General features: G+C 69.3%; 25 protein-coding genes. 12 read left to right on the forward strand and 13 right to left on the reverse strand.

Features of this window, described 5'->3' with window-relative positions; translation table 11 throughout:
* Window positions 1-239: 239 nt before the first annotated feature.
* The gene (locus IEW34_RS01890; protein WP_373288181.1) at window positions 240-581 is read left to right on the forward strand and encodes a putative quinol monooxygenase; all 342 of its coding nucleotides are present in this window, start codon (window positions 240-242) and stop codon (window positions 579-581) included.
* 149 nt (window positions 582-730) lie between these two features.
* Here the strand turns inward: IEW34_RS01890 and IEW34_RS01895 are convergent, their stop codons facing one another.
* Window positions 731-1,294 carry a TetR/AcrR family transcriptional regulator gene (locus tag IEW34_RS01895; RefSeq protein ID WP_188607421.1) on the reverse strand — a complete coding sequence of 188 codons (564 nt, stop codon included), beginning with the start codon at window positions 1,292-1,294 and terminating at the stop codon, window positions 731-733.
* A 50-nt stretch (window positions 1,295-1,344) separates the two neighbouring features.
* Here IEW34_RS01895 and IEW34_RS01900 point away from each other — a divergent pair, with 50 nt between their 5' ends.
* Window positions 1,345-1,893: a dihydrofolate reductase family protein gene (locus tag IEW34_RS01900; protein WP_188607422.1), complete on the forward strand. Its 549-nt coding sequence runs from the start codon at window positions 1,345-1,347 to the stop codon at window positions 1,891-1,893.
* 214 nt (window positions 1,894-2,107) lie between these two features.
* On the opposite strand, the gene IEW34_RS01905 is transcribed toward IEW34_RS01900, so the two are convergent.
* The 8 genes from IEW34_RS01905 to IEW34_RS01940 are packed head-to-tail and all read right to left on the reverse strand — an operon-like array spanning window position 2,108 to window position 9,000.
* A complete protein-coding gene (locus IEW34_RS01905) occupies window positions 2,108-3,385 on the reverse strand; it encodes an MSMEG_0569 family flavin-dependent oxidoreductase (protein ID WP_188607423.1) in 1,278 nt (425 codons plus the stop codon).
* Window positions 3,386-3,401: 16 nt separating this feature from the next.
* Window positions 3,402-3,689: an MSMEG_0570 family nitrogen starvation response protein gene (locus IEW34_RS01910; protein ID WP_188607424.1), complete on the reverse strand. Its 288-nt coding sequence runs from the start codon at window positions 3,687-3,689 to the stop codon at window positions 3,402-3,404.
* The gene (locus tag IEW34_RS01915; protein ID WP_188607425.1) at window positions 3,682-4,836 is read right to left on the reverse strand and encodes an MSMEG_0565 family glycosyltransferase; all 1,155 of its coding nucleotides are present in this window, start codon (window positions 4,834-4,836) and stop codon (window positions 3,682-3,684) included. Before IEW34_RS01915 ends, IEW34_RS01910 begins: the two co-directional genes overlap by 8 nt.
* Window positions 4,836-5,819 (reverse strand): sll0787 family AIR synthase-like protein, encoded by a 984-nt coding sequence (locus IEW34_RS01920; RefSeq protein ID WP_373288176.1) that lies wholly within the window; start codon window positions 5,817-5,819, stop codon window positions 4,836-4,838. The genes IEW34_RS01915 and IEW34_RS01920 overlap by 1 nt, the downstream gene beginning before the upstream one ends.
* The gene (locus tag IEW34_RS01925; RefSeq protein WP_188607426.1) at window positions 5,816-6,358 is read right to left on the reverse strand and encodes an MSMEG_0567/Sll0786 family nitrogen starvation N-acetyltransferase; all 543 of its coding nucleotides are present in this window, start codon (window positions 6,356-6,358) and stop codon (window positions 5,816-5,818) included. The genes IEW34_RS01920 and IEW34_RS01925 overlap by 4 nt, the downstream gene beginning before the upstream one ends.
* A complete protein-coding gene (locus IEW34_RS01930) occupies window positions 6,355-7,491 on the reverse strand; it encodes an MSMEG_0568 family radical SAM protein (protein ID WP_188607427.1) in 1,137 nt (378 codons plus the stop codon). Before IEW34_RS01930 ends, IEW34_RS01925 begins: the two co-directional genes overlap by 4 nt.
* Window positions 7,400-8,470 carry a Nit6803 family nitrilase gene (locus tag IEW34_RS01935; protein WP_188607428.1) on the reverse strand — a complete coding sequence of 357 codons (1,071 nt, stop codon included), beginning with the start codon at window positions 8,468-8,470 and terminating at the stop codon, window positions 7,400-7,402. The genes IEW34_RS01930 and IEW34_RS01935 overlap by 92 nt, the downstream gene beginning before the upstream one ends.
* A gap of 47 nt (window positions 8,471-8,517) precedes the next feature.
* Window positions 8,518-9,000, reverse strand: coding sequence for an MSMEG_0572/Sll0783 family nitrogen starvation response protein (locus IEW34_RS01940; protein WP_188607429.1), 483 nt, complete (start codon window positions 8,998-9,000; stop codon window positions 8,518-8,520).
* A gap of 366 nt (window positions 9,001-9,366) precedes the next feature.
* Here IEW34_RS01940 and IEW34_RS01945 point away from each other — a divergent pair, with 366 nt between their 5' ends.
* The gene (locus IEW34_RS01945; protein ID WP_188607430.1) at window positions 9,367-10,749 is read left to right on the forward strand and encodes an aminotransferase-like domain-containing protein; all 1,383 of its coding nucleotides are present in this window, start codon (window positions 9,367-9,369) and stop codon (window positions 10,747-10,749) included.
* A gap of 6 nt (window positions 10,750-10,755) precedes the next feature.
* On the opposite strand, the gene IEW34_RS01950 is transcribed toward IEW34_RS01945, so the two are convergent.
* Both IEW34_RS01950 and IEW34_RS01955 read right to left on the reverse strand, forming a co-directional pair.
* Window positions 10,756-11,355, reverse strand: a complete 600-nt coding sequence (locus tag IEW34_RS01950; protein ID WP_188607431.1) for an ANTAR domain-containing response regulator — start codon at window positions 11,353-11,355, stop codon at window positions 10,756-10,758.
* A complete protein-coding gene (locus tag IEW34_RS01955; protein WP_188607432.1) occupies window positions 11,352-12,545 on the reverse strand; it encodes a transporter substrate-binding domain-containing protein in 1,194 nt (397 codons plus the stop codon). The genes IEW34_RS01950 and IEW34_RS01955 overlap by 4 nt, the downstream gene beginning before the upstream one ends.
* Before the next feature lie 574 nt (window positions 12,546-13,119).
* Here IEW34_RS01955 and IEW34_RS01960 point away from each other — a divergent pair.
* The 8 genes from IEW34_RS01960 (at window position 13,120) to IEW34_RS01995 (ending at window position 21,709) form a co-directional block, all read left to right on the forward strand.
* Window positions 13,120-14,550, forward strand: a complete 1,431-nt coding sequence (locus IEW34_RS01960) for an amidase (RefSeq protein WP_188607433.1) — start codon at window positions 13,120-13,122, stop codon at window positions 14,548-14,550.
* 12 nt (window positions 14,551-14,562) lie between these two features.
* Complete coding sequence (locus IEW34_RS01965; RefSeq protein ID WP_188607434.1) at window positions 14,563-15,561, forward strand: acetamidase/formamidase family protein; 999 nt, start codon at window positions 14,563-14,565, stop codon at window positions 15,559-15,561.
* 73 nt (window positions 15,562-15,634) lie between these two features.
* Window positions 15,635-16,876: an urea ABC transporter substrate-binding protein gene (locus tag IEW34_RS01970; protein ID WP_373288177.1), complete on the forward strand. Its 1,242-nt coding sequence runs from the start codon at window positions 15,635-15,637 to the stop codon at window positions 16,874-16,876.
* 239 nt (window positions 16,877-17,115) lie between these two features.
* Window positions 17,116-17,982 (forward strand): ABC transporter permease subunit, encoded by an 867-nt coding sequence (locus IEW34_RS01975; protein ID WP_188607435.1) that lies wholly within the window; start codon window positions 17,116-17,118, stop codon window positions 17,980-17,982.
* Window positions 17,983-18,187: 205 nt separating this feature from the next.
* Window positions 18,188-19,276, forward strand: coding sequence for a branched-chain amino acid ABC transporter permease (locus IEW34_RS01980; RefSeq protein WP_188607436.1), 1,089 nt, complete (start codon window positions 18,188-18,190; stop codon window positions 19,274-19,276).
* Window position 19,277: 1 nt separating this feature from the next.
* A complete protein-coding gene (locus IEW34_RS01985) occupies window positions 19,278-20,003 on the forward strand; it encodes an ABC transporter ATP-binding protein (RefSeq protein ID WP_188607437.1) in 726 nt (241 codons plus the stop codon).
* A gap of 2 nt (window positions 20,004-20,005) precedes the next feature.
* Entirely contained in the window at window positions 20,006-20,716 is a 711-nt protein-coding gene (locus IEW34_RS01990; protein ID WP_188607438.1) for an ABC transporter ATP-binding protein, read from the forward strand.
* A 231-nt stretch (window positions 20,717-20,947) separates the two neighbouring features.
* Complete coding sequence (locus tag IEW34_RS01995) at window positions 20,948-21,709, forward strand: SDR family NAD(P)-dependent oxidoreductase (protein ID WP_188607439.1); 762 nt, start codon at window positions 20,948-20,950, stop codon at window positions 21,707-21,709.
* Window positions 21,710-21,986: 277 nt separating this feature from the next.
* Here the strand turns inward: IEW34_RS01995 and IEW34_RS02000 are convergent, their stop codons facing one another.
* A complete protein-coding gene (locus IEW34_RS02000) occupies window positions 21,987-23,396 on the reverse strand; it encodes an adenylate/guanylate cyclase domain-containing protein (protein WP_188607440.1) in 1,410 nt (469 codons plus the stop codon).
* A gap of 170 nt (window positions 23,397-23,566) precedes the next feature.
* Between IEW34_RS02000 and IEW34_RS02005 the strand changes: the two genes are divergently transcribed.
* Window positions 23,567-25,942, forward strand: coding sequence for a glycosyltransferase (locus IEW34_RS02005; RefSeq protein ID WP_188607441.1), 2,376 nt, complete (start codon window positions 23,567-23,569; stop codon window positions 25,940-25,942).
* Here IEW34_RS02005 and IEW34_RS02010 read toward each other — a convergent pair.
* Entirely contained in the window at window positions 25,918-26,868 is a 951-nt protein-coding gene (locus IEW34_RS02010; RefSeq protein WP_244641687.1) for a LysR family transcriptional regulator, read from the reverse strand. The genes IEW34_RS02005 and IEW34_RS02010 overlap by 25 nt on opposite strands.
* Window positions 26,869-26,876 lie beyond the last annotated feature (8 nt).

Below are 26,876 nucleotides of genomic sequence, written 5' to 3' on the forward strand. Positions count from 1 at the left end.
CGGGCAGGAGGCCAAGGGTAAGCCAGGTCTTCGTCTTACTCGGACCTTTCCGTCAATTACGATCTGTCGAGGAACCGCCAAGTCTTATTTTGCAACACGTCCCGACGTGCACCGGCCGGTGAACGCTCGTGCGTCCCCGAGAACTTGAGGAGTGATCACTCATGGCGAAGGCGAGGTGCGAGCTTGCCTGGCGTTTCATGCTTGCGGGCATTGCATGCATCGCAGGTGCAGGCTCACCGATGGCTCAGGATGGACCTGGGAGTGGCTATTCACGCGTGCAGCAGGGCACCTATTCGGTCGTCGCCGAGGTGCGGGCTAAGCCCGGCAAGGAAGCCGAACTGCGTGCCGCCACACTGCCGCTCGTCGCGCTCGTCCGCAGTGACCCGAAAAACCTCGTCTACTTCCTTCAGGAGAATCGCGACAGCCCCGGACACTTCATATTCTATGAAATATTTGCCGATCGGATTGATTTTGAGGCTCACAACACGATGCCCTACGTGAGGGACTGGTTCGCCAAGCTGCCCGAACTCGCCGACGGCGGCGTCAAGATCATGCGGATGGAGATCCTCGGTCCGCGCTGATGCTCGTTGGATACGCCCGGCGCGGGCAAGGTGACGGGGATATTGTGGCTTGGCGCGTCATGACGCCGGCATAAGGCTGGCGCTTGTTGCGGCCATGATGTGCGGTAGGGCTCGGCCGAACGGTGGAAGGAGCGATTCACGTTGCCCGGTCACATGGCGCCGATGCTTCGGCACCAGTCTGCAAGTGCAGTCTCGACCGAGGCCTCCGGATCACGGTCGCGTTTGAACGCCCACCAGATGAGGGCTCCCTGCCACACGCTGGCCATCTGCCATCCAAGCCGCTCGGCAAGTTCGGCTTGGTTCGTCAGCCGCCGGCCCAGGGACTTAGCGAGATAGGTGCCCCAGGCCGATCCGCGCGCCCGAAGCACCGGATTTCGCAGATCCTCCCGCAATAGGAGCAGCCCGTCGGCGAGGCCGTACGCGGCCGCGTCGCCGGGCATGAGCCGCATCAGCATCGAGATGGCCCCCGCCGGGCTGGATGGAGCGTCCGCGTCGGCGGCGGCAGTATCCGCGTCGAGGCGATCCCAGGCGTGCAGGAGAACCGCCTCGATCAGTGCCTCGCGCGTGCCGAACCGTTGTACGAGCGTTGCGGCGGACAACCCCGCCGCCTTCGAAGCCTGGGAAAAAGTCAGCCCCTCCGGCCCCGTCATCTCCAGAACGGCCAACAGTCTGCCGAGGACAGCGTCATCCGAAATCGTCTTGCTTCGACCCATGACAGCATTTATAAACGATCATTCGTTTATAAACAACGGCACCGAAGCGCATGGCCACGATTCACGGGTATATCGCAACCAGCCTCGATGGCTTCATCGCCACCGGAGAGGACAGCCTGGATTGGCTGTTCGCGTACAACGATCTCGATCTCGGCGAGCACGACTACCGCAAGTTCATCAAGCGCATCAGGACGGTCGTCATGGGGCGAGGAACCTATGACTTCCTCGCAAAAGACGACTCTCCTTGGACCTACGACGAACAGCGCGTTTTGGTTGTCACCTCGAGGCCAATTCCGACACCAAAGGGACGCCTGGAGACGCGCAGCGACGTCGACGATCTCGTCACGGAGTTGCGAGGCCTCAGCGATGGAGATGTCTGGCTTCTCGGTGGAGGGAAACTGCAGATGGCCTTCATCGAGCGATGCGCGCTGGACGAAATCGAGATCTATGTGATGCCGGAGCTCATCGGCGGCGGAAGACCGCTCTTTCCCCCTGCGGGCTTTCGAGCGGGTCTACGCTTGCTTCAGGCCAGCGCGCTCGGCCAGGGCTGCGTCCGCCTTCACTACGCCTTCGACCGCTCGCCCCAGCGTATGGATTAGGCCCGCGCACGCAAACTCCCCGCGTGCGGCTTTGCCCGTGATGGGCCGAACGACTTTTTTCCTCATCGGCCAGACGTAGCATGGGCTCTTTGCGGTCGGCCGGCAGGATGCGGCGGGCGATGTCGTCGTGCGCGGCGGTGGACAGATGGCGGCGCTTCTGATGGCGTTGTCCGGCAGGCGACGATTGTCGCAAGCATCCGACAATTCGATCGCCTCATACCGCCAGCCGCAGCGCCCGCGCCCCACCAGCCTGCCCCGCCCGCGCCTCGATGCGGCGTGCGAGATGCTCGGCGTCGCGGGCGATGCCGGAGAAGCGGCCGGAGCCCCAGGTGTGCAGCCAGGGCAGGCCGAGGAAATACAGGCCGTCCTGGGCGGTCACGCCGCGCACGTGCTTGGGATGGCCCTGTCCGTTGAACACCGGCGCGTCCAGCCAGCGGAAATCCGGCATGAAGCCGATGCACCAGATGATCGTGGTAATGCCGGCCGCGGCGAGGTCGAGTGTCGCCGGCTCGCCGCCCGGCTGCCACACCGGCTCGTAGACGCTCGCCGGCGGGGCGGCGATGGCGTTGTCGGCGATGTATTTGTCGATCGCCGCGTTGATCCCGTTATAGGTCTTGTCGGCCTGATCGAGCGCCGCGGCGAGCGTCGGGCGGAAGCTGACACGTGTGCCGTCGATGTCGTCGAGCAGGCCGTAGAGGCGCATGCCCTCCAGCGCGAAGCGCCGCAGGTCGATGTCGCGGCCGCCGTCGCGGCCGGTCACGTAGTGATTGGTGTTGTCGCGGACGCCCTCGCGCAGCGGATGGGCGGTCACCGGCATGTCGTAATAGCCCATGTCGGCGAGCCAGGCGACGACGTCGCGGCCGCGGTAGAAACGGGCGCAGCGGGGCGCGTCGCCCACCGCCAGGTGCACCTGCCGGCCGGCGAGGTGCAGGTCTTCGGCGATCTGCGCGCCCGACTGCCCGGAGCCGACCACCAGCACCGCTCCGGGAGGCAGTGCGTCCGCGTTGCGAAACTGCTCGGAGTGAACCTGTGTGATACCGGGCGGTAGCCGCTCGGCGGCGCGCGGGATGATCGGCGTCTGGTAGCCGCCGGCGGCGACGACCACCTGGCCGGCGCTGTAGTCGCCCGCCGAGGTGGTGAGGCAATAGCCGCCCGCCTCGCGCGGCGTCACGCGCTCGACCGCGACGCCCTCGTGCAGGGGCGCATCGACGGCGGCCTTGAAGCGGGCGAGATAGGCCAGGATCTCGTCGCGTTTCATGAAGCCGTGCGGATCGGCGCCATCGTAGGGCAGGCCCGGCAGCTGGCACTGCCAGTTCGGCGTCACCAGGCAGAAGCTGTCCCACCGCTGGCTCGCCCAGGCGTGCATGGCGGTGCGCCGCTCGAAGACGGCGTGGTCGATCCCCGCCTGCTTCAGGAAATAGCTCATCGACAGGCCGGCCTGGCCGCCACCGATCACCGCGACCGGGACATGGGGCTTCGCACGGTTGGGCATGGCGAGTTCTCCAGGCTTATTCGTCGAACGCAACGACGGTGACGCGGGCGTCGGGGTGATCGAGGAAGGGCGTGGAAGCCGCCTCGATGCGGGCGAGCTGCGCCCTGGCACGCGCACACGGCATGCCGTAGCGGGCCTGGACGCGATCGCTGGCGATCGCGAGCGCCGTGCGGCTGCGCTCCAGGAAGTCGGCGACCGGATAGGCTTCGCCGGGAGCGAAAAAGTCCTTGATGACGAGCGAGGGCGAATAGCAGGCCTCGCCGCGGCCGTCGGGCCAGCGCAGGTGGAAGAGCATCTCAGGCATAGGCAGGCTCCCGCAGGCTGGCGTAGACGGGCAGGTGTGCGTGGGCGACGGCAGCCCAGTCGAAGCGCCGGGCGGCGGCGAGGCCGCGGGCCACGACGTGGCCCCGCAGCGGATCGCGCAGCGCGCTGAGCAGGGCGTTGGCGATCGAGCCTGCGCTCGCCGGATCGCACCAGACCGGCTCGTCGTCGGTGAAATGCTCGGTGAACGGCGCGGTCCGCGGCACCACGACCGGCACGCCGCTCGCCATGGCCTCGAGCGCCACGAGGCCGAAGCCCTCGTTGAGCGAGGGGAAGGCCAGCACGTCGGCGAGGCGGTAGAGCGCCGGCATGTCCGCATCGGCGATGGCGCCGGCTTCCACCACCGCAGCGGGCGGCAGGCCGCTCCCGGCGAGGGCTTCGGCAAAGCGCTGCCGGTAGGCGCCATGGTCGAGCAGCGAGACGCCGCCGGCGATGACGAGCACCGCCTCCGGCCGCACGGCCCTGAGCTGGGCGAAGGCCTCCAGGATGCGCACCGTGTTCTTGCGCGGCTCGACGCCGCCGACCGCCAGGATGACCGGCCCGGGCCCCGGGTGGAGGGTGGCGCCCAGCGCCGCCTCGCGGCCGTCGGTGTCCGGACGAAAACGGTCGAGGTCGACGCCGTTGCCGACGACGACCGCTTCGAGCCCGAAGCGCTGCGCCAGGGTCTCGCGCCACAGGCGGCTGACCACCAGGTGGCGATCGGCCGCCAGGATCGAGCGCGTCTGCAGCGCGGCGAGGCGCGGGTCGGCGAAGCTGTCGATGTGGTGCACGGTGCGGGCGAACCGGCGGATCAGCCCCCGCTCCTTCAGCGTCGCCAGCGCGTTGCCGGAGATGCCGTCCTGGGCGTGAAAGACATCGAAGCGCCGGTGCGCCGGATCGCCGAAGTGCCTGACGTAGTCGCCCGCTCGCGTCTCCACCATGGCGGTCATGTCGCTGGCGACGGGCGAGGCCGGCACGCACACCGTCGCGGCCACGGTGGGGCGGAAGAAGCCGGCGTGGCGGGCATCGGGCGCATGCACGACGGGCTCGTGGCCGAGGCGGACGAGCGCCTCGGCCAGCTCGAGAGCGTGCACGACGCCGCCGCGCGGGTTGGCGGAATGGGCGAGGATGGCGATCCGCAGAGCACGCATCAGGCCGCCTCCCGCCGCGGGTGACAGCCGAGCAGGGGCTCGGCTTTAACGTTCCAGATCGTCTCACAGGCGCCGTCGTGGACGACGGCGACGAGCCCGCTCGCATCGATGGTGCCGATATCCCCGGCCACGATGCCCCGCGCCGTGAAGCGACCGAGGATCTCCGGCACGTCCGCCGGCGCCGCGGCCAACAGGTAGCCGTAACTCGGGAAGCTCATCAGCCAGCGGGCCGGGTCGACGCCGGCCGGCGCCGGCACCGCGGCAAGATCGATGGCGACGCCGACGCCCGAGCATTCGGCCAGCATCGCCGCCGTGCCGACGAGGCCCGCCTGGCTGATGTCCTTGCCGGCGCGGGCAAGGCCCGCCTCGGCGATCTCCGGCAGCAGCGCCAGATCGGCGCGCAGGCGCTCGCCCGGCGCATCGGTCGCGGCCTCCCAGTTGGCGAAGGGCTCGCGATAGCGGCCGCGCAGGTCGACGGCCGCGATCAGCCGTTCGCCCGGCCGGGCCGCGAAGCTGGTGAGCAGGCGCCTGGCCCGGCCAAGCACGGCGACCGAGAGCTGGCGCCGGTCGGCGCGCACGTTGGTGTGGCCGCCGACGATCGGCACGCCGTAGCGCTCCGCTGCGGCCCGCAGGCCCTGCAACACGGGCGTGGCCTCATCGGCGCCGTTGGCCCAGAGCGCATCGACGACGGCGACCGGGCGGCCACCCATTGCGGCGATGTCCGACAGGTTCACCATCACCCCGCACCAGCCGGCGAACCACGGGTCGGCAGCGACGAACTCGTTCATGAAGCCTTCGATGGCGAACAGCAGGAAGCCGTCGCCGTCGGGGATCGCCGCGCAGTCGTCGCCAACCGGCACGGCGCCGGCGCCGGAGAGCCCGAGGGCGGCAGCGGCAGCGCCGATATCAGCCTTGGCCGCCAAGCCGCGGCCGGCCCGCACGGCGGCAGCGATGGCTGGGAAGGAGGAGGCGCCGATCATCATGCCGCCCGCCTCGCGAGCGTGTGAAGGCCGGTCTCGACCGCGCTGAACGGTGGGTAGTGGGCGAGATCGGCCTCCATGTGGGCGTGCCTATGGCCATGCAGGTCGACGTGCCCGAGGGTGCGCCAGGCGAGACGGTGAAACAGCGCTTCGTTCCGGCTCTGGACGTGGGCCAGGAAGCGCCGGCAGCCCCGCGCGTGCGCCGAGCACACGGCCAGGCGGATCAAGGTCGCCCCGAGCGCGCCGACGCGGCGGTAGTCGCTGTCGACGGCGAGGCGCGAGCCCCACCACACGCCTGCTTCCGCCTCGTGGATACGCACGGTTCCCACCACGTCGTTGGCAGCCACGCCCATGAGCGACAGCGCCACCAGGGGGATCGCCACATCGTCGACAGCGTCGCGATCGTCACCCGAGAAGATGCGCTGTTCGATGCAGAAGACCTGGCGGCGCAGGCGCGCGGCGGCCCGCCGTTCCCAGGCTTCGGTGGCGTACTTCACCTGGAACTCGGCGGCGAGGAAGCGTTCGAACGGCTCGAAGATCATGCGCAGGCCCTCCGCTCGTAGGCGGAGAGCGCCGAGCAGGCGCCGCATTTGGCGCAGCCGGCCTTGACGTCCGCCGCCCTGAGGCCGCTCTCGACCAGGAGCCGCGACAGCGGCCCCAGGATCGCGTGCATGAAAGCGGGCGGCGGCGTGGGGTGGCTCTCCAGCGGCGTGCCGGAGATCGGCACGAACGGCACCACGAAGGGGTAGACGCCGATCGCCGTCAGCTGCCGGCAGACGGCCAGAATCTCGTCGGCGGTGTCGCCGAGGCCGGCCAGGATGTAGGTGGAGACCTGGCCGCGGCCGAACACCGGCACGGCCGCCTCGAACGCCTGGAAGTAGCGCTCGACCGGCACCTGCGCCTTGCCCGGCATGATGCGGCCCCGCAGCGCCTCGCCGACCGCCTCCAGGTGCATGCCGATCGCGTCGACCCCGGCCGCTTTCAGGCGTCCGAACCAGGCATCGTCGTCGGGGGGCTCGCACTGCACCTGGATCGGCAGATCGACGGCCGCCTTCACCGCGGCGGCGCTGTCGGCGAGCACTGCCGCGCCGCGATCGGCGCCGGGCGGCGTGCCCGTCGTCATCACCATGTGCTTGACGCCATCGAGCTCGACCGCCGCCTTGGCCACCTCGGCGAGTTGCGCCGGGCTCTTGTGCGCGACGGTGCGGCCGGCCGCCAGCGACTGGCCGATGGCGCAAAACTGGCAGGTCCTGGTGCGGCTCTGGTAGCGGATGCAGGTCTGCAGCACCGTCGTGGCCAGCACGTCCCGCCCGTGCAGCACGGCGATCTTGCCATAGGGAATGCCGTCGGCGGTGGTGAGGCCGTAGAACTTCGGCTGCGCCGGGAAGCTCACCTGGCCGATGGGCAGCCCCTCGCGGCTGATGCGGCTGACACCCCCGGCATCGGGGGCCTCGACGAGATAGGGGCTCTCGAACGCCGGCGCCGTATGCACCGGCACCATCACCGTGACGCCGTCGATGGTGATCGCCTTGTGGTCGGAGGGGCCGGCGCCGCCGCGCCGGCTCGCCGCCCCCGCCTTCGGGTCAGCCAGCCGCACTCCGAAGGACTGCAACTCGTTGATCAGGGTCTCCGTCGGCAGCGGCTTGAGATCGGTGCGCGGACTGATCGCCTTCATCGGAACGACTCCCGGAGCTGGCAGGGAAGGGACTGGCTTCGAAAGAGGCGGCGGCGCGCATCGGCGCGGCCGGCCGGTTGTCGAGCGCAAGGCTCATGAGCTCGGGACGGGCGTAGTGGCCGACCGAGTCCATCATCCGCTTGCGCTTGGTGATCACGGCGAGGTCGATATCGGCGATGAGGATGCCCTCGCCTTGGGTCAGGGGCGGCACCACGTGGCTGCCCTCGGGTGAGACGATGGCCGTCATGCAGCCGCCGGTGAGCGCCCTGCGCAGCGCCTCCTGCGGGGCGATGCGGGCGATCTGCTCCTCGGTGAGCCAGCCGGTGGCGTTGACCACGAAGCAGCCGGCTTCCAGCGCATGGTGACGGATCGTCACCTCGATCTGGTCGGCGAAGATCGGCCCGACCAGCGAGCCCGGGAACTGGGCGGCGTGGATCTCCTCGTGCTGGGCCATGAGGGCATAGCGGGCGAGCGGGTTGTAGTGCTCCCAGCAGGCGAGCGCGCCGACCCGGCCGACGGCGGTGGGCACCACGCGCAGGCCCGCGCCGTCGCCCTGCCCCCAGATCATGCGCTCGTGGAAGGTCGGCGTGAGCTTGCGTCGCTTGAGCCGCAGGCTGCCATCGGCGTCGAACACCAGCTGGGCGTTGTAGAGCGAGCCGTGGTCGCGCTCGTTGACACCGAGCACCACGACCGTGCCGAGCCGCCGGGCAGCGGCGGCAACGGCCTCCGTCACCGGCCCCGGCACCACGACGGCGTGCTCGTAGAGCCGCAGGTGCTCGGCGCCGGTGAGGACCGGCGCCGAGACGAAGGAGAAGTAGGGATACCAAGGCAGGAATGTCTCGGGGAAGACCACGAGCCTCGCGCCCTTGGCAGCCGCCTCATCGAGCGCCCGAAGAACGCGCTCCAGCGTGCCGGCGCCGCTGTCCAGATCGGGCGCGATCTGGACAGCCGCGACGCGGACCATTGTCGTCTCCGCCATCTCAGGCCTCCCTCAGGGCGTGCAGGTCGCCTCGGCGATGGGAGGCTTCAGAGCGTCCACGTGTGGAGCATGAAGGCGTCGTCCTTCCGGTGCAGAAGGATCAGATCGAGCACGTCGAGAGGGCTGATCGGCGTGATGCCCGGGATGAGCGATCGCTCGCCGTGGCCATACAGCGCCTGCAGGGCGAAGCGGCAGGCATAGACCTTGCCTCCCTCGTCCATGAACTTGAGGATCTGGTTGTTGAAGTTCTGGTGCCCGGGGAAGGCCTCGTCGCCGATCTTGGGAAAGCCGCGCTGCACGCCGAGCGTGACGCCGGGGCCATAGAGCAGCACCGAGGTCTCGAAGCCCTTGCGCTGGAGCCGCAGCGCCTGCAGCAGGTTGACCAGGCCGATGGAGCCTTCGAAGGCCACGGTGTGGAAGGTGACGAGAGCCTTCTCGCCGGGGCCGGCCTTCACGTCCTCGAACTTCTTGTCCTCGTAGTCGACGAGGAAGTCGCCTTTCTCAACGGGCGGCAGCGTAACGGCGGGCATGGGGCGCTCCTTGAAACCTGGTTGGCCGACGACGGTCGGTCCCACGCTCAAGGCATTGCAACAGGCGTGCCAGATTGATCGCAATCGAACAAACATCAGTGAATGTATATGATTGCCATCAATATCGCATTCAAATGGAGCACGACCACTCCCCATCGGTCTGCCCACAACGACTCCAGTTGCCCAAGCCGGCGCCGGCCAATTGCCCCTGATTCGCGCATCATTGACTGGATCCGCGCGCTTCATCCGCGTCGGGGCGACGACGATGCGTCACAGCACTCCAGATGCCGGCAGGCGTGACAAGTCGACTGCGCAACATTATACAGTCAATCGCCGCCGCCCGGGCGGTGCACCTCGATCCTCACCATGCTCGACTGGACGCCGGACCTCGCCCGCAGCAACAAGCCGCGCTACCTCGCCATCGCCGACCTGATCGCCGAGGACATCGCCAACGGGCGCCTGGCCGTCGGCGACCGGCTGCCGCCGCAGCGGGCCCTCGCCAAGCGGCTCGCGGTGGACTTCACCACCGTGGCGCGCGGCTATGTGGAGGCGCAGAAGCGCGGCCTGGTTGAATCGCACGTGGGCCAGGGCACCTTCGTCAAGGCGCCGGCCCGCGCCCCCGTGAGCGCCAAGCCGGGACGCCTGCTGCCCGTCGACCTCACGATGAACCTGCCGCCCGAGCCCGACGATGCCGCACTCGTCGAGCGCATGCGGGAGGGACTGGCCGAGGTCGGCGCCGACCTGGTGTCCCTGCTACGCTACCAGGGCTTCGGCGGCTCGCCCGCCGACAAGGACGCGGCCTCGGCCTGGCTCGGGCGCCGCGCCCTGGTCCCGGCACAGGAGCGCATCTTCGTCACCCCCGGCGCCCATCCGGCCCTGGTCGGCATCCTCTCGACCCTGGCGCGCCCGGGCGACACGGTGCTCAGCGAAGGCATCACCTATCCCGGCGCCCGCGCCATTGCCGCGCAGCTCGGCCTCAAGCTGGTCGGGCTGCCGATGGACGCCGACGGCATCGACCCGGATGCCTTCGCCGACGCCTGCCGCACGGCCCGGCCCAAGGCGCTCTACCTCAACCCGACGCTGCAGAACCCGACGACTCTGACCATTCCGGAGGCCCGGCGCAGCGCGATCGCGGCGGTCGCGCGCCGCTTTGGCTGCCCCATCGTCGAGGACGACGCCTACGGTTTCATCCCCGCGCACGGCCCGCCGCCCTTCGCCGCCATCGCCCCGGATCTCACCTGGCATGTGGCGGGCCTCTCCAAATGCATCGGCGCGGGTCTGCGCGCCGCTTACGTGGTCGCGCCCGACGCGCGCTCGGGCTGGCCCTTCGCCGCCGCTCTGAGGGCCACCAACGTCATGGCCTCGCCGCTGACGGCGGCGCTCGCCACCCGCTGGATCGAGGACGGCACCGCCGACACCATCCTGCGCTTCATCCGTACCGAATCCATGGCCCGCCAGGCGCTGGCCACGGAGCTACTGCCGGCCGGCAGCTACCGCGCCGACCCGCTGAGCTTCAACCTGTGGGTGGAGTTGCCCACGCCGTGGACACGCTCCGCCTTCGTCGGCCACCTCGGCTCGACCCGCATCGGCGTCGTGGCGAGCGATGCCTTCACCGTCGGCGGCCAGCCGCAGGAGGCGGTGCGGGTCTGTCTGGGCGGCCCGTCCTGCCGTGCCGAGATCCGCTCGGCGCTGGAATTCATGGCCCACGCGCTCGCAGGCCAGCCGGAGATGGCGCTCAACGTCTTGTAGATCGCGTCAACCCACGCCGGCCCGCAGCGGCAGTTCGCCGTCGCCTGCGATCTCGGCGCAGACATGCTCGAGAGTGGTGCGCCGCTGCATGGCGGCGCGCCGCACCAGCGCGAAGGCATCAGGCTCGGTCAGGCCATAGCGGGTCATCACGCGGACGATCGCCGACGACACCGTGCGGCGCGAACGCACCCGCCCCTCCAGCTTCTCGATGCGCGCGTCGGTCTCGCGCCGCCGCTGGCCCTGGTGCAGCGCCACCACCACGGCCGTGTAGAGGCCGGCCGAGCGCAGCGGCTTGATCAGCACGGCCGCCGGCTCCCGGTCGAGCATCCACTTGAGCCGGCTTGGCGTCTCCGTGCCGACCACCGCGACGATCGGCGCGCACTCGCCGAGGGACCAGCCCCCCCCGACCTCCGGCGCCGCGTCCACGTCGAGGAAGACGAGATCGATCCCGGCCCCGTCCGCCTCGGCCTCGCCGGGCCGGCGGACGGTGACGCCCATGCCGAGCCGGTCGAGTTGCCGGCGCACCACGGCGATGTCGGGCTCGTCCCGCAGCAGCACCAGCGCGTGGCGGCCGCGGACGGTGGGAACGGTAGTGCCCCGGTTCATTTCACGACCCGCAGGTAGCTCGGTCGCCGCATCGTCGCTGTCCTCTGGCTCGAGGCCGGCACACGGTCGAGGGCCGACAGATCGAGATCGGAGAGGTAGGGATCGGCGCGCTCCGGCTGGGCGGCCTCCCAGAAGATCTCGAACCGAAAACCTTGCACGGAGCGTGCCAGACGCGGGGTAGCGACGCAATGATTGTTGCCGGGGTCGACCCACACGGCGCCTTGCGGCGCCTCGTAGCGCAGGTTGCCGGCGGCGCTGCGCACCGAGGCCACGTCGGCGGCGCCGCCGCGGCGGATGGCGCGGGCCAGCAGCATGACGGCGACGTAGCTGTACTGGCCATCGACCGAGGGGCTGCTGTCGGCGCCGTAGCGCGCTTTCCAGCGGGCGACGAAGGCATGGTTCTCCGGCCGGTCGATGCTGGCGAAATAGCCGGACGAGGTGATGCAGCCGACCGAAGCGTCGGCGCCGATCAGCTTGAGCTCCGGCTCGCAAAGGCTGCAGCTGAGCACTGGGACGGCGAGGCCGGCGCGCGTCGCCGCCGCATGGAAGGCGCGCATGAACAGGTAGCTGGACTGGCCGACCAGCGTGTTGAACACCACCGGCGGACGGCGCGCGACGATCTCGTCGACGATGTGCGCGACGCTCGTCTCGCCGAGGTCCAGCATGCGCTCGGCGATGATCTGGCCGCCCGCGGCCGACACGATCTCCCGGATGACGCGGTTGCTCTCCCAGGTCCAGATGTAGTTGGAGCCGACGCAGAAGGCGCTGTCGGCCAGATGCTCGAGCATATAGCGCACCAGCGGCACCACGTTGTGGTTGGGCGCGGCACCGACATAGATGACATTGTCGCTGCACTCGAACCCCTCGTAGCGGGCCGGGTACCAGAGCAGCCGATCGGTGCGCTCGATGATCGGCAGCACCTGCTTGCGCGATGCGGAGGTATAGCAGCCGATGATGTGTTCGACGCCGGGGTCGCGGATGAGGTCGGCGCAGGCAGCATGGTAATTCTCGACCACGCCCTTCGGATCCCGCACATGCGGCACCAAGGTGAAGTCGAAGGCATCGCTCTCGTTGATCTCACTGATTGCCAGCATGGCGCTCTTCAGCATCTCGGTGCCCATCATCTGATAGGGACCGGCCTGCGAGAACAGGAGACCAATGGAGACGGAGGGCTTTCTGGAAATGCGCATGACGTTTGACTGTCGACGATCTGAACGTCGGCGAAAGTCCGGGCGCGGTCAATAGCGCGGCCTGCCCGTGATTTCGGCGGCGCTGCTCGCGACAGGGGCAGATGAGCGCGGCACCGAGCCTAAAAAAACCGCGGCTCGGCAATTGACAAGCGCGGCGGCAGCGCGCGAGGATACCGGCGTTCGTTGATCGAGACTTGTATCGGGATAGACTTTCTCAGCCGACGACGCCTGAGTTGATCGCTCGCGATCAGTATCCCGACGTCTGATCAGAACACTGTAAATATACGCGGCGGCGATGATGCCATTCGGGGTCTTGACTGGCCCTGAGTGGCTTTTTGCGTTGGCGCGTCACAGCCGACGGATTGATGCATGGCATTCTGACGGACCGAGATCGCGAGAGTTATATTAGGCAAGAATTTGCGTCAGCACCTTGCGGCATGTCCGACGTATTGGTCTCCGCCGTCTCGATTGTATCCGCGCCGGGCGTCCGCTCGTCGGCACCACCGCTGCGGCAGCTCCAGCCGGGGCTCTGCCGGCCGCATAAGTATCGGCCGCATGGGAGAACAGACGAATCATGAGCAATTCGCAACCGCAACAGTCATCCGCCGGCTCGGACGCACTGCACTACCGTGAGCTGATCGAGGTCGGGCGTCTGATCCACTCGGGCCAGCTCTCGTCGGTAGAGGTCACCCAGGCCGAACTCGGCCGCATAGCGGCCGTCGACGGCAAGCTCAGGAGCTATGCCCACGTCATGGCCGATGCGGCCCTGGCCCAGGCGGCCGCCGCCGACGCCGAGATCGCCGCCGGGCGCAAACGCGGGCCGCTCCACGGCGTGCCGATCGCGGTCAAGGACCTGTGCTGGACCGACGACGCGCCCACGGCGGCAGGTATGCCCATCCACCAGGACTTCCGCCCGGCGGAGGACGCGACCGTGGTGAAGCGCCTGAAGGCGGCCGGCGCCGTCATTCTCGGCAAGCTGCAGCTGACCGAAGGCGCTTATTCCGATCATCACCCGGACATCACCCCGCCCCGCAACCCCTGGGGCGCCGAGATCTGGTCCGGCGCCTCCTCCAGCGGCTCGGGCGTCGCCACTGCGGCGGGGCTCTGCTACGGCTCGCTGGGCTCCGACACCGGCGGCTCGATCCGCTTCCCCTCCGCCGCCAACGGCATCACCGGGCTCAAGCCGACGTGGGGGCGCGTCAGCCGCTTCGGCGTCTTCGAGCTTGCCGCCACCCTCGACCACATCGGCCCGATGGCGCGCAGCGCCGCCGATTGCGGCGCGATGCTCGGCGCCATCGCCGGCGCCGACCCGAACGACCCGACCGCCGTCCCGCTCGCCGTGCCCGACTATCTCGCCGGGCTCGACGGCAGCCTCAAGGGCCTGCGCATCGGCATCGACCGGCGCTGGACCAGCGAGGGCGTGGACGAGGCGGCGACGACGGCCCTGGCCGACGCGCTGGCGGTGGTCAAGACGCTGGGAGGCGAGGTCCGCGAGATCACCTTCCCCGACATCACCGCCATGGTCGAGGACTGGTTCCCTCTGTGCGGCATCGAGACGGCCGTCGCCCACGAGGCGACCTATCCGGCGCGCAAGGAGGCGTATGGCCCGAGCCTCGCCGGACTGATCGACCTCGGCCGCGGGCAATCGGCCATGGACTACCAGAAGATCGTGCTGCGCCGGGAGGATTTCCGCGGCCGCGTGCGGGCCCTGTTCGCCGACATCGACCTGCTGATGGTGCCGGCCCAGTCCTTCTCCGGGCCCACCATCACGACCATGGGCTCGCTGGGCGAGAACCCCGGCCTGATCGGCGGCCTGCTGCAATTCACCTGCCCGTTCGACATGACCGGCAGCCCGACGATCACTCTGCCCGCCGGCTTCACCAGCGCGGGCGCGCCGGTCGGCATCCAGTTCGTCGGCCGCCACTTCGACGAAGCGCTGCTGGTCAAGGCCGGCGATGCCTTCCAGCGCATGACCGACTGGCACCAGCGCCACCCGGCGCTCTGAGAGGGATCGGCGATGGACCACGAAGCCTGGCTGACGAACTCGATCATGGCCCGCCGCGCCGTTGCCGGCGGCAAGCCCGGAAGCCGCCACAGCCTCAGCGTCGAGGCGCAGGGCCAGTTCCATTACGTCTACGGCCCTTACGTCGACCCGAAGATGACCATCGACCCGGGCGATATCGTCGTGGTCGAGACCGAGGACGCCTTCGGCGGCGTGATTCAATCGGAGCAGGACAGCCCCACCGCCAAGCTCAATTTCCCCTTCCTCAATCCGCAAAGCGGGCCGATCTACGTCAACGGCGCCGAGAAGGGCGACTGCCTCGCCGTGCACATCCACGCGGTGGAGACGCGCGGCGCGCAGCCGGCCGGGACCACCTGCATCATGCCCGAGTTCGGCGGCCTGGTCGGCACGGGCGCAACGGCGCTGCTCAACCCGCCGCTGCCCGAGCGCGTGCGCAAGATGCACGTGGACAAGGACGGCGTGCGCTGGAGCGACAAGATCGTCCTGCCTTACGAGCCGTTCATCGGCACCATCGGCGTCTCGCCGGAGATCGAGGCGGTGTCGTCGCTCCAGCCCGACTACCACGGCGGCAACATGGACCTGCCGGACGTGGCGCCCGGCGCCATCATCTACCTGCCGGTCCACACCCCCGGCGGCTACCTCTACGTCGGCGACTGCCACGCGGCCCAGGGTGACGGCGAGCTCTCCGGCGTCGCCGTCGAGCAGCGCGCCACCGTGACCCTGCACGTCGACCTGATCAAGGGCTGGAGCTTCGCCTGGCCGCGGCTGGAGACGAAGGACTTCATCATGACCATCGGCAGCGCCCGGCCGCTGGAGGACGCCGCCCGCATCGCCTACCGCGAACTCACCCGCTGGATGGCGGCCGACTACGGCTTCGACGAGATCGACGCCTACATGCTGCTGAGCCAGGCCGGCCGCATCCGCCTCGGCAACATGGTCGACCCCAAATACACCATGGGCGCGTCAATCCTGAAGAAATATCTAGTCGGCTAACTCGCTCCGCCGGCCCAAAGCGCATCACAACGAGGCGACCGGGCGAATGCCCGGCAACGAAAGGGGACACGGGATGTCGATGCTCAATCGGATCAGGGGCCCGCTCGGGGCGCTGGCGCTGGCCGCCGTCGCGGCCATGGCGCCGAGCGGCGCCATGGCCGCCGACCCCATCAAGGTCGGCCTGCTGGAGGACATCTCCGGCGACCTGGCGCTGATTGGCCTGCCCAAGCTGCACGGCTCGGAGCTCGCCGTCGAGGAGATCAACAAGGCGGGCGGCGTGCTCGGCCGGCCGCTCGAGCTGATCCATCTCGACCCGCAAGGCGACAACGCCCGCTACCAGGAGTTCGCGCGCCGCCTGCTCAACCGCGACAAGGTGGACGTGCTCATCGGCGGCATCACATCGGCCTCGCGCGAGGCCGTGCGGCCGATCGTCGACCGCACCAAGACACCCTATTTCTATACCAACCAATATGAGGGCGGCGTTTGCGACGCCAACATGATCAGCGTCGGCGCGGTACCCGAGCAGCAGTTCTCGACGCTGATCCCGTGGATGGTCGAGAAGTTCGGCAAGAAGGTCTATGTCATCGCCGCCGACTACAACTTCGGCCAGATCTCGGCCGAGTGGAACCGCAAGCTGATGAAGGATCTGGGTGGCGAGGTCGTCGGCGAGGAGTTCATCCCGCTCGGCGTTTCCCAGTTCGCCCAGACCATCCAGAACGTCCAGAAAGCCAAGCCCGATTGGCTGCTGACCATCAACGTCGGCGCCGCCCAGGATTCGTTCTTCGAGCAAGCGGCCGCGGCCAAGCTCAACCTGCCCATGGGCTCGTCCATCAAGATCATGCTGGGCTTCGAGCACAAGCGCTTCGCCCCGCCGGCGCTCAACAACATGCACGCCACCGCCAACTGGTTCGAGGAGCTCGATACCCCGGAGGCCGACGCGTTCAAGAAGCGCTGGCGCGCAAAGTTCCCGAACGAGACCTACATCAACGACATGGGCTACAACGCCTACGTCGCGCTATGGCTCTACAAGAACCTGGCCGAGCAGGCCAAGTCCCTGAAGCTCGACGACCTGCGCAAGGTCATGGCCACCGGCCAGGCCTGCGTCGACGCCCCCGAAGGCAAGATCTGCGTCGATCCCAAGAGCCAGCACATGTCGCACCGCATGCGGCTGGTGTCGGTCGGGCCCAAGCACGAGATCACCGTCGACAAGGACTACGGCGTCATCCAGCCGTACTGGCTCGGCGAGATCGGCTGCGACCTGACCAAGAAGAACGACAAGGAGCAGTATACGCCGACCAGCCTGCCCAAGAAGTAAGGCGGCATGGGCGCATGCCACCGGGCGGCACGAGCATTGCTTGCGGGACCAGGCGGTGCCGCCACCCGTCAACGCATGCAAGCTCGGCACCCCCCGCGTCATGGCCGGGCGTGACCCGGCCATTCATCGACTGAGGAATGCGACCCAACCGCCAGCCCTGCCGGGCTGACATCGATGGACCGATGGATGGCCGGGTCAAGCCCGGCCATGACGGAGGGGGCGCTTCGTGGAGACCCTAGGTGTTCGCTGAACTGTTCTCGACTTTCTACCAGTTCGCCGACGTATTCGCGTTCCTGATCCTGTCCGCCGCCGGGCTCGCCATCGTCTTCGGCATGATGGGCGTCATCAACATGGCCCACGGCGAGTTCATCATGTGCGGCGCCTACGTCACGGTAGGCCTGGTCCACGCCGGCGTGCCGCTGCCGCTGGCGCAGGCCTGCGCCACCATCGCCGCCGGCCTGATCGGCGTGGTGGTCGAGGTCCTGATCGTGCGCAAGCTCTACAAGCGCCCCCTCGACACCCTGCTCGCCACCTGGGGCCTCAGCCTGATCGTCACCCAGGGGCTGCTCATCCTGCTGGGGTCCTCGATCCCCGGAATCGGCACGCCGGAGGGCAGCTTCACCGTCGGGCCCTACACCTTCTCCACCTACCGCCTGGTGCTCTTCGCCTGCGCGATCGGCGTCCTGGCGGCGATCTACGTCATCTTCATGCGCACCCGTTTCGGCGTGATGGCGCGCGCCACCATGCAGAACGCCGCCATGGCGCAGGCGCTGGGCGTCAAGGTCGGGGGCGTCTATGCCGCGAGCTTCGGCCTCGGGGCAGCGCTCGCCGGCCTTTGCGGCGCGCTCTACGCGCCGACGATGACCCTGATCCCCACCATGGGCGCCACCTTTGTCGTCGAGAGCTTCGTCACCGTGGTGGTCGGCGGCGCCAACGTGCTGCTCGGCACGGCGCCGGCCGGCGTGCTGCTCGCCACCGTGCGCATGCTGCTCAACGCCAACTACGGCCAGATCATCGGCCAGATCGGCATGCTGGTCGCCGTCATCCTCATCATCCGCGTCCTGCCGGAGGGGATCTCCGGGCTGCTGGTCCGCCGGGGCCGCTAGGAGGTGTGCACGGTGAATTCGCACCGTCGAGGCTGCCCTTTTTTCAGTCGATGGATGGCCGGGTCAAGCCCGACCATGACGCGGTTGGGATGGAAATGCCTTTGCCTCCAACGTCATGGCCGGGATTGACCCGGTCATCCATCCCACTCGGAGAGTCAGACATCCTTGCGCGGAGCTACGAGAGCATGATCCCAACGAGTGAACGATGCTGAGAACGCTGAAACTGGTCAACGGCCAGCAGACGACCGGGAACGGCAAGGGCTTCTGGCTCTGCTTCCTCGCCGTGCTCGCCGCCGCCCTCGTCTATCCCGCCTTCGCCGACAGCTACGACGTGGGCAACTTCTGCTACTTCCTCATCTGGGTATTTATGGCGCTGGGTCTCAGCCTGATGTGGGGCTACGGCGGCATGCTGTCGTTCGGCCAGACCTTCTTCTTCGGCATCGCCGGCTACAGTTACGGCGTCTTGGCCATCAACTTCGGCGGCGGCAGCCTGACGTGGCTGGCGCTGGTGCTGGCCGTGGGCATCGCCATGGTGGCAGCCATCGTGCTCGGCTATTTCATGATCTGGGGCCGCGTCGGCGGCGTGTTCTTCGGCATCGTCACCCTGTCGGCGACCCTGGTGCTCGCCTTCTTCCTCGGCCAGACCGCCGGGCCGGAGTGGCGCATCGGCCCCGCCCGCCTCAACGGCTTCAACGGCATGAAGGGCATGGACCCGCTGACCTTGACCTGGGGCGACGAGGACATCTTCTTCGAGGGCACGCTGCTCTACTACCTGGTGGTGGCGCTCATCGTGCTGGTCTATCTCGGTCTGCGCATCCTGGTGAACTCGCGCTTCGGCAATGTCGTGGTCGCGGTGCGCGAGGATCCGCAGCGGGCCGAGCTGCTCGGCTACGACGTGCGCAAGTACCAGCTCGCCACGTTCGCCATCGGCAGCGGCCTCGCCGGGCTCTCCGGCGTGCTCTACACCTCCTGGGGCCAGTTCATCACGCCGTCCAGCGTCGGCCTGCCGGCGGCGGCGATGCCCATCGTCTGGGTCGCCTTCTCCGGCCGCAGCGACCTCACGGCGACGCTGGTCGGCTCGTTCCTGCTGCTGTTCGGCTTCCAGACGCTGACCATCTACAGCCAGCAGCTCGCGCTGGTGCTGATGGGGGCGCTGCTGCTCGCCACGGTGATGCTGGCGCCGCAGGGCTTCGTCATCGGCCTGGCGCGCCTGATCGGGCGGCAGCTCGGCGCCCTGCGGGCCAAGGGGCGGACGGACGGGGCGCTGCCCGACGCGCCGGCGCGGGAGGCCTGACATGCCGATCCTGGAAACCAGACAGGTGAGCAAGCGCTTCGGCGGCCTCACCGCCGTCTCCGACGTCGACCTCAGCATCGAGCCGGGCGAGATCCACTGCCTCATCGGGCCCAACGGCGCCGGCAAGAGCACGCTGTTCAAGCTGATCGTCGGTACCTACCCGCCGAGCGGCGGCGAGATCCGCTTCCGCGACGGCGACATCACCCAGGCCAAGCCCTTCGCCCGCGTCCAGCGCGGCATGAGCATCAAGATGCAGGCGCCGAGCGTGTTCAAGGAGTTGCGGACCCGGCAGAACCTGCACATCGCGCTCCAGCAGAAGTTCCACAGGCAGGCGCTGGTGGACGAGGAGGAGCGCCTGCTGGCGCTGCTCGACCTTACCGCCCATGCCGACAAGGCGGCCGGCCTGCTCTCGCACGGGCAGCAGCAATGGCTGGAGATCGGCATGGCCCTGGCGCTCGGCCCCGAGCTCCTGCTGCTCGACGAGCCGACGGCCGGCATGTCGCCGGAGGAGACCTTCAAGACCGGCGAGCTGATCAAGGGCCTCAACGCCACGGGCATGACCGTGCTGGTGGTCGAGCACGACATGGCCTTCATCCGCCAGATCGCCCAGCGGGTGACGGTGCTGCACCTGGGCAAGGTGTTCGCCCGCGGGGCGATCGACGAGATCGTCAACGATCCCGGCGTCATCGAGATCTATCTGGGCAAAGGCCACGGCCGGGAGCATTGACCATGACGCGTGAGGCGGTGCTCGAGGTCTGCGGCCTCTGGGCCAACTACGGCGCCACCCCGATCCTGCAGGGCGTCGACATGGCGGTGGGCAAGGGCGAGATCGTCGGCATCATCGGCCGCAACGGCGTCGGCAAGACCACCACCATGCGCTGCCTCATCGGCCTGCTGCGGACGGCGCGTGGCGAGATCCGCTTCCTCGGCGAGGACATCACCAGGGTGGCCGCCGATGGCCGGGCGCGCCTCGGCATCGGCTATATCCCCCAGGGGCGCGACGTCTTCCCGCGCATGACCGTGGCCGAGAATCTCACCGTCGGCACGCTGATCGGCGGACCCAAGGGCCGCAAGCTCTCCGACCTCGTCTACACCTATTTCCCGCGCCTGGCGGAGCGGCGCGACCAGATGGCCGGCACCATGTCGGGCGGCGAGCAACAGCAGCTGGCCATCGGCCGGGCGCTGATCGGCAACCCCGCCCTGATGCTGCTCGACGAGCCGTCCGAGGGCGTGCAACCCTCTATCGTCCAGATGATCTGCGACGCCCTGAAGTCGATCCGCGACGAGCTCGGCACCACCATCGTCTTCGTCGAGCAGAACCTCGACACCATCCTGGCGATCGCCGAGCGCTGCTACGTGATGGACAAGGGCCGCATCACCGCGAGCCTCGGCAGCGGCGAGGTGGACGCCCACCGGGTGCGCGAGCACCTGCTGATCTGAATAAGCGCGCCATGTCGGCCCGACGCCCCCTCCACCGCCTGCGGCGGTCCCCCTTCCCCGCTGCGCGGGGGAGGATCAAGAGCAGCGGAAAGTGTCGCCGCAAATCCTCCCCCCCAGCGGCAGAGGGGGACCATGCGCAGCATGGTGGAGAGGGCGCGGCGATCCGTGCATATCCTGGCACCGGAAACCGGCATCCGCTTCGGTCCGATGCGTCAGCGAGGGAGGAAAACCATGGATCTGGGTCTGAGCGGCAAGCGCGCCCTGGTGACCGGCGGCACCAAGGGCATCGGCCGCGCCATCGCCGAGCTCCTGGCCGATGAAGGCTGCGCCGTCGCCATCTGCGCCCGCAAGGCGGACGAGGTGGCCGAAGCGGTGGCGGCGCTGAGGGCCAAGGGCGTCGCCGCCACCGGCAAGGCCGTCGATGTCAGCGACACGCCGGCCTTGCAGGGGTGGATCGGGCAAGCCGCGGCCGAGCTCGGCGGCCTCGACATCATCGTGCCCAACGTCAGCGCCCTCGCCATCGGCGCCGACCTCGCCGCCTGGAAGAGCGGCTTCGCCACCGACATCCTCGGCACCGTCGCCGCCGTCGAGGCGGCCATGCCGTTCCTGGAGAAGTCGGACGCCGGCGCCATCGTCATCATCTCCAGCGTCTCCGGCCGCGAGATCGATTTTGCCGCGGGCCCCTACGGCGCCTTCAAGGCGGCGCTCATCCACTACGCGCAGGGGCTGGCCAACCAGCTCGCCGCCAAGAACATCCGCGCCAACACCGTGTCGCCCGGCAACACCTATTTCGAGGGCGGCGTCTGGCACCAGATCGAGACCGGCAACCCGAGCCTCTTCAAGACCGCGCTCGGCCTCAACCCCACCGGCCGCATGGGCAAGCCGGAGGAGATGGCCCGCGCGGCGGTGTTCCTGGCGAGCCCCGCGGCCAGCTTCATCACCGGCACCAACCTGGTGGTCGACGGCGCGCTGACGCGCGGCGTGCAGCTGTAGATGCCGGAGCGTTGATGGATGGCCGGATCAGGCCCGGCCATGACGGCGGGGAGGTAGACGCCTTCCCTCGCAACGGGATGGCCGGACCTGAACCGGCCGTCCATCAAATTGTAAATACTAGAGCATTTCCGCGTTTCTTCGAATCGCCGAAATGCTCTACCTGTTTGATTTATCGCGTTTTCTTCACGCGAACCGGCGTCCGCTTCGCTCGGAAACGCTCTCTAGCCTTCTCCGCAGCCAAACCTGCACAAGACGTAGACCGAGCGCCGCCGCCCGCTCAGGCCATGGCGAACACCCGCACACCCTCCACGTCGCGGATGCTCACCTCCCACGGCGTAGCGGCGACGCCGTGGTCGGTCAGCACGCGCGCCGCGTCGGCGTGGTTCACCACCGTGTCGGTGGCGATGATGCTGTCGCCCGTGGCGAGCTCCTGCACCCGCGAGGCGATGTTGACCGTCTGGCCGAAATAGTCCTGGCGGTCGTTGAGGTTCACCGCCAGGCACGGCCCCTCGTGGATGCCGATCTTCAGCACCAGGTCCTGGGCGCCGCGACGCTGGTTGAGCTGGCGCATGGCGGCGCGCATGCGCAGCGCCGCCGCAACGGCCCGGTGTGGCGCCGGGAACGTCGCCATGACGGCGTCACCGATGGTCTTGACCACGGCGCCGGCCTCCGACGCCACGATCTCGCTCAGGATCTGGAAGTGGGCGCGGACCAGGTCGTAGGCGACGAGATCGCCCACCCGGCCATAGAGCTGGGTGGAGCCCTTGAGATCGGTGAACAGGAAGGTGAGGCTCAGGATCTTGAGCCGCTGCTCCACGTCGAGCGTCTCGGTGCGGTAGAGGTCGCGGAAGGTCTGGTTGGAGAGCAGCCGCTTCGCCGTCAGGAAGGGCCGGCGGTGCCCGATGAGCCCCTCCAGCTCCGGCCGCGCCACGAAGACGCCCGGCAGGATGCGCCGCTCCGTGCGGTTGTCCAGCGACAGGCGCAGCGGTCCGGGGGCCAGGCTCGAGCGGCCGACCTGGCCGCGCACGCCGCTGAAGACCACCGCCTGCTCCTGGCGCGCGTTCGCCGCCGCGCCGGCGATGTCGATGACATGCGCCTCGTGGCTCACAGCATCGAAGATGATGATCGGATAGGCCGGCACCGTAAGCGAGAGGATCGCCTTCTCGCCGGGCTGCAATTCAAGGGCTTCGAGGGTCGCCTCGCGGCTCAGCTCGTCGAAGGCCTCCCCTTCCGGAAAGACGACGCCGGAGCCGAAGAAGACCTGCCGATGGTAATCCCAGAAGGAGAGCCTGTCCGGATCGTGGCCGGATATGCGACGCACGCGCGGGCTCACTGCGAAGGAGACCTCCACCGTATCGTCGAGGTTGGGCTCGCTGGTCAGCGCGCAGAAGGCGCAATGGTAATCCTGCTGGCGCACGCTCCTGAGCGTCGTGTTGGCGTCGAGGACGCCGCAGCAGCTCGGGCACAGGATGTTCCAGGACATCTCGAACAGCCCCAGCCGCGCCGCGTGCAGCAGCGCGGCGATGGCCTGTTCCTCGTCCAGCCCATGCTCGGCGGCGAAGCCGAGCGCATTGATACGCGCCAGCGCCGCGTCGGAGCCGTTGCGCACCAGCGCGGCGACCGCGATCGCCGCGGCCGGCGCGGCCGAGCGGTGCAAGGCATCGAAAAGCGCATCGGCATCCGGCATCGGCGCACCATAGCCCATTCGGCGCCCTGCGGGGAACAGCCGGGCGACCCGTCCATCGCCGCCCCGGATCCCGCGCGGCGGGCGCTTCCGGCGGGCGCCGACCGCCGATATGGCCTTTCTCCCGACATATTGTAAGGCGGCATGGCAAGCGACCCGCACTCCGAGATCCGATGACCGCCACCGCCCCCCTCACGCGCTTTGCCTCCGCCGCCACCCTCGCCGACACCCTGAGCTTCCTCGATACGAAGATCGGCCGGGCGCCGGTGGCGGCCGTCGCCGATGGCGCCGCCGCGCCTCCGACGTCCCGGGCCGCGGCCGGGGCGGCGCTGCCGTCGGTCAGCCTCATCGTGACGACGCTCGACCGCCTGCCGCGGCTCAAGATGCTGCTCGCCGCGCTGAGCCACCTGGAGGACGACGACTTCGAGCTGATCGTCGTCCACGGGCCCTCGCGCGACGGCACGGCAGCGTTCCTGGCAAGCTGGCCGGGGGCGGCGAAGATCGTCGGATGCCCGGCCGCGAACCTCAGCCAGGCCCGCAACCTGGCCATCGCCCAGGCGACCGGCGACATCCTGGTGTTCATCGACGACGATGCGCTGCCGGTCGCCGCCTCGTGGCTCGCCGCCTACCGCCGCTTCTTCGCCGACCCGGCCAACCGCGGCTGCGCCGCCGTCGGCGGCCCCGTCGTCAACGCCACCAGCGGGGCGATCGAGTTCTACCGGGGCGCGTGCTCGGAATACGCCGAGCCGTCGCCCCAGGACGGCCGTGACGGCCGCGACTTCAAGGCGCCGACTGGGGGCCGCGTGGTGCCCGCCGTCTCCGGCAGCAATTGCGCGATGCGCACGGCGGCGGTGCGCGCCGTCGGCGGTTTCGACGAGAACCTCGCCGATTACCTCAACGAGGCGGACCTGTGCTTCCGCCTCTCCCGGCAAGGCCACGCCATCGGCTTCCTCGACGGCAACGCCGTGCGCCACGCCGCCGCCCCCAGCCCGTGGCGCACGCGGTGGCGCAGCATCTTCCGCGCCGACACCTATTTCTGCGCCAAGACCAGCCGCGACGGCTTCGCCCGCAAGGTGGCGATGACGGCGCGGGCGGCGCGCTGGAAGCACATCGTGCTCGACATCCGCCGCGGCACCCCGCCAATCGGCTGGGCGCGCAAGCTGCGCGACCTCGGCCGGTCGGCCGCCGGCTTCGCCGAAGGCCTGGGGCGCGGCCTGCTGGGGCCGCGGCGGCTGTGGAGGGCGCCCGCCGCCCCGGCGCCCCGCCTGCATTTCCGCGCCGCCCGCCCGGCCCGCAAGCTGCGCATCGGCCTCATCTCGCGCACGTTGCCCGGCGCCGGCCCCTACGGCGGGCCGGGCCAGCACACCGACGCCCTGGCCAAGGGCCTCTACGGCCTCGGCCACGAGATCCACCTGTTCGCACGGCCGGAGCGGCCGCTGGAGGCGGGCGGCGTCGGCTACACCGTTCATGCGCGCCCGCTCGCCGTGGAGGATCCCGCCTTCTACGACCCGGCCGTGCCGGGCGTGAGCCGGCGGCTGGCGACCGCCGCCGACTATCACCAGGCCATCGAATTGCTGGAGCAGGCCGGCCGGCCACTCGACGTCATCGTCGCCTGCAACTGGGATCTGGAGGCGCTGGCGGTCATCCGCTCTGGCCGCTGGCCGGTGGCGCTCTATCTGGTGACGCCGCTGGCGATGAACATGGAGCTCGGCATGTTCGCCCGCAACGCCGACAACTTCCTCTGGAACAGCCTGGACCGCTGGCAGGCGCGCCACGCCGCCATGGTCTGCACGCCCTCGGGCGGGGTGCTGGAGGCCTACCGGAGCCTGCTCGGCATCACGCCGGGGGAGTTGTCCGGCCACGCGGTGCTGCCCCTGGGAATCGAGCGGACACTGCTGCCGCCGCTGCCGCGCCAGGGACGGCGCCGGCTGCTGTTCGTCGGTCGGCTGGAACGGCGCAAGGGCATCCAGACCCTCCTGGCTGCGCTGCCAGCCGTTCTGCCGGAGTTCCCGAACTGGGACTGCCACATCGTCGGCGACGACACCCTCGCCTACGAGGACCAGCCGCCGATCAAGCCCCGCTTCCTCAGCGAGCACCGCGCCGCGCCGTGGCTCGAGCGCGTCACCTTCCACGGCTATTGCTCGCATGAGGCGCTGCACGAGCATTACCGCCGCTGCGACCTGTTCGCCGTCCCCGCCCTCTACGAATCCTTCGGGCTCGCCTACCACGAGGCGATGCAATACGGGAAAGCGGTGATCGCCTGCCGCGCCGGCGGCATGCCGGAGACGGTCGCCGACGGCGTCGAGGGCCTGCTGGTGGAGCCGGAGAACGTCGCGGCGCTGGCGGATGCCCTGCGCGCCCTGATGCGCGACGACGCGCTGCGCGAGCGCATGGGCCGCGCCGGTGCAGAGCGCATCCGCGACCGCGACAATCACGAGACCTTCGCCCGCCGCATGGAGGCGCGCCTGCTCGCCTATCGGGAGGCGGAAGCGGCCCCGGCCGAGACGATGGACGAGACGCCCCGCTACACCGCGTCGGCCGCCTCGTAGAGGCGTTGGCGCAGCCACAGATGCCCCTCGTCGCGGCGGTTGCGCGGGTGCCAGAGCGCCAGGAGCTGGGGCCGGGCGAGGTCCAACGGCGGCGGCGTCAGGTCGAGCTCGTGGGCGAAGCGGGCGAGGAAGCGCTGCGGCAGCGTGCAGATGCAATCGCTGCCGGCCAGGACGATCGGCGCCAGGGCATAGTTCTGGATCGATACCTTGACCCGCCGGGTTCGTCCCCGTGCCGCCAGCACGGCGTCGATGAGGCCGGAAAAGCCGCCGCCGTCGGTGGAGATCAGGAGATGGTCGAGGGCGCAGAAGGTGTCGAGGTCCAGCGGGCCCGGCCCGCGCGGATGGCCCTTGCGCTGGGCCGTGAGGAAGCCGTCCTCGGCCAGCGCCCGGCTCATCAGGTCGCCGCTCGCCCGCTCGGGGCCGGCGATCAGCACGTCGACCTCGCCCCGCTCCAGCCGCTCGCCGATGTCGGGCGAGGGGTGGATGAAGGCCAGCCGCGCCTCCGGCGCTGCCGCCAGCACGCGCGGCACCAGACCCGGTGCCAGGATAGCCGCCGGGTTCTCCTGCACGGCGATGGTGAAGGTGCGCCGCGTGCGCGCCGGATCGAAGGCGGCCGGGCCCTCCACCATGTGCCGCAGCGTATCGAGCACCTCGGCGAGTTCGCCCGCAAGCTCCGTCGCCCGCGTGGTCGCCACCACGCCGCGGCCGTTGGAGGCGGGCACGAACAAGGGATCGGCAAACACCTGGCGCAGCCGGGCGAGCCGCGCCGACAGCGCCGGCTGGCTGAGGCCGAGGCGCGCGGCGGCATGGGTGACGTTGCGCTCGCCGAGCAACGCCTCGAGTGCCAGCAGAAGGCCGAGGTCGATCTCGCCGAGATCGAGTTGCGCCATCGCCCGTCCGCGCTGAGTTGGGCTCGCGTCCGTCATGTCGTGTC

Source organism: Chelatococcus reniformis, from assembly GCF_014640075.1.
In the GTDB taxonomy this organism is placed as follows: domain Bacteria; phylum Pseudomonadota; class Alphaproteobacteria; order Rhizobiales; family Beijerinckiaceae; genus Camelimonas; species Camelimonas reniformis.

What these genes read in the sequence shown, in the direction of transcription:
- IEW34_RS01890 (WP_373288181.1), top strand. Translation starts at nt 240, where the DNA reads ATGGCTCAGGATGGACCTGGGAGTGGCTATTCACGCGTGCAGCAGGGC.
- IEW34_RS01895 (WP_188607421.1), bottom strand. Translation starts at nt 1,294, where the DNA reads ATGGGTCGAAGCAAGACGATTTCGGATGACGCTGTCCTCGGCAGACTG.
- IEW34_RS01900 (WP_188607422.1), top strand. Translation starts at nt 1,345, where the DNA reads ATGGCCACGATTCACGGGTATATCGCAACCAGCCTCGATGGCTTCATC.
- IEW34_RS01905 (WP_188607423.1), bottom strand. Translation starts at nt 3,385, where the DNA reads ATGCCCAACCGTGCGAAGCCCCATGTCCCGGTCGCGGTGATCGGTGGC.
- IEW34_RS01910 (WP_188607424.1), bottom strand. Translation starts at nt 3,689, where the DNA reads ATGCCTGAGATGCTCTTCCACCTGCGCTGGCCCGACGGCCGCGGCGAG.
- IEW34_RS01915 (WP_188607425.1), bottom strand. Translation starts at nt 4,836, where the DNA reads ATGCGTGCTCTGCGGATCGCCATCCTCGCCCATTCCGCCAACCCGCGC.
- IEW34_RS01920 (WP_373288176.1), bottom strand. Translation starts at nt 5,819, where the DNA reads ATGATGATCGGCGCCTCCTCCTTCCCAGCCATCGCTGCCGCCGTGCGG.
- IEW34_RS01925 (WP_188607426.1), bottom strand. Translation starts at nt 6,358, where the DNA reads ATGATCTTCGAGCCGTTCGAACGCTTCCTCGCCGCCGAGTTCCAGGTG.
- IEW34_RS01930 (WP_188607427.1), bottom strand. Translation starts at nt 7,491, where the DNA reads ATGAAGGCGATCAGTCCGCGCACCGATCTCAAGCCGCTGCCGACGGAG.
- IEW34_RS01935 (WP_188607428.1), bottom strand. Translation starts at nt 8,470, where the DNA reads ATGGCGGAGACGACAATGGTCCGCGTCGCGGCTGTCCAGATCGCGCCC.
- IEW34_RS01940 (WP_188607429.1), bottom strand. Translation starts at nt 9,000, where the DNA reads ATGCCCGCCGTTACGCTGCCGCCCGTTGAGAAAGGCGACTTCCTCGTC.
- IEW34_RS01945 (WP_188607430.1), top strand. Translation starts at nt 9,367, where the DNA reads ATGCTCGACTGGACGCCGGACCTCGCCCGCAGCAACAAGCCGCGCTAC.
- IEW34_RS01950 (WP_188607431.1), bottom strand. Translation starts at nt 11,355, where the DNA reads ATGAACCGGGGCACTACCGTTCCCACCGTCCGCGGCCGCCACGCGCTG.
- IEW34_RS01955 (WP_188607432.1), bottom strand. Translation starts at nt 12,545, where the DNA reads ATGCGCATTTCCAGAAAGCCCTCCGTCTCCATTGGTCTCCTGTTCTCG.
- IEW34_RS01960 (WP_188607433.1), top strand. Translation starts at nt 13,120, where the DNA reads ATGAGCAATTCGCAACCGCAACAGTCATCCGCCGGCTCGGACGCACTG.
- IEW34_RS01965 (WP_188607434.1), top strand. Translation starts at nt 14,563, where the DNA reads ATGGACCACGAAGCCTGGCTGACGAACTCGATCATGGCCCGCCGCGCC.
- IEW34_RS01970 (WP_373288177.1), top strand. Translation starts at nt 15,635, where the DNA reads ATGTCGATGCTCAATCGGATCAGGGGCCCGCTCGGGGCGCTGGCGCTG.
- IEW34_RS01980 (WP_188607436.1), top strand. Translation starts at nt 18,188, where the DNA reads ATGCTGAGAACGCTGAAACTGGTCAACGGCCAGCAGACGACCGGGAAC.
- IEW34_RS01985 (WP_188607437.1), top strand. Translation starts at nt 19,278, where the DNA reads ATGCCGATCCTGGAAACCAGACAGGTGAGCAAGCGCTTCGGCGGCCTC.
- IEW34_RS01990 (WP_188607438.1), top strand. Translation starts at nt 20,006, where the DNA reads ATGACGCGTGAGGCGGTGCTCGAGGTCTGCGGCCTCTGGGCCAACTAC.
- IEW34_RS01995 (WP_188607439.1), top strand. Translation starts at nt 20,948, where the DNA reads ATGGATCTGGGTCTGAGCGGCAAGCGCGCCCTGGTGACCGGCGGCACC.
- IEW34_RS02000 (WP_188607440.1), bottom strand. Translation starts at nt 23,396, where the DNA reads ATGCCGGATGCCGATGCGCTTTTCGATGCCTTGCACCGCTCGGCCGCG.
- IEW34_RS02005 (WP_188607441.1), top strand. Translation starts at nt 23,567, where the DNA reads ATGACCGCCACCGCCCCCCTCACGCGCTTTGCCTCCGCCGCCACCCTC.
- IEW34_RS02010 (WP_244641687.1), bottom strand. Translation starts at nt 26,868, where the DNA reads ATGACGGACGCGAGCCCAACTCAGCGCGGACGGGCGATGGCGCAACTC.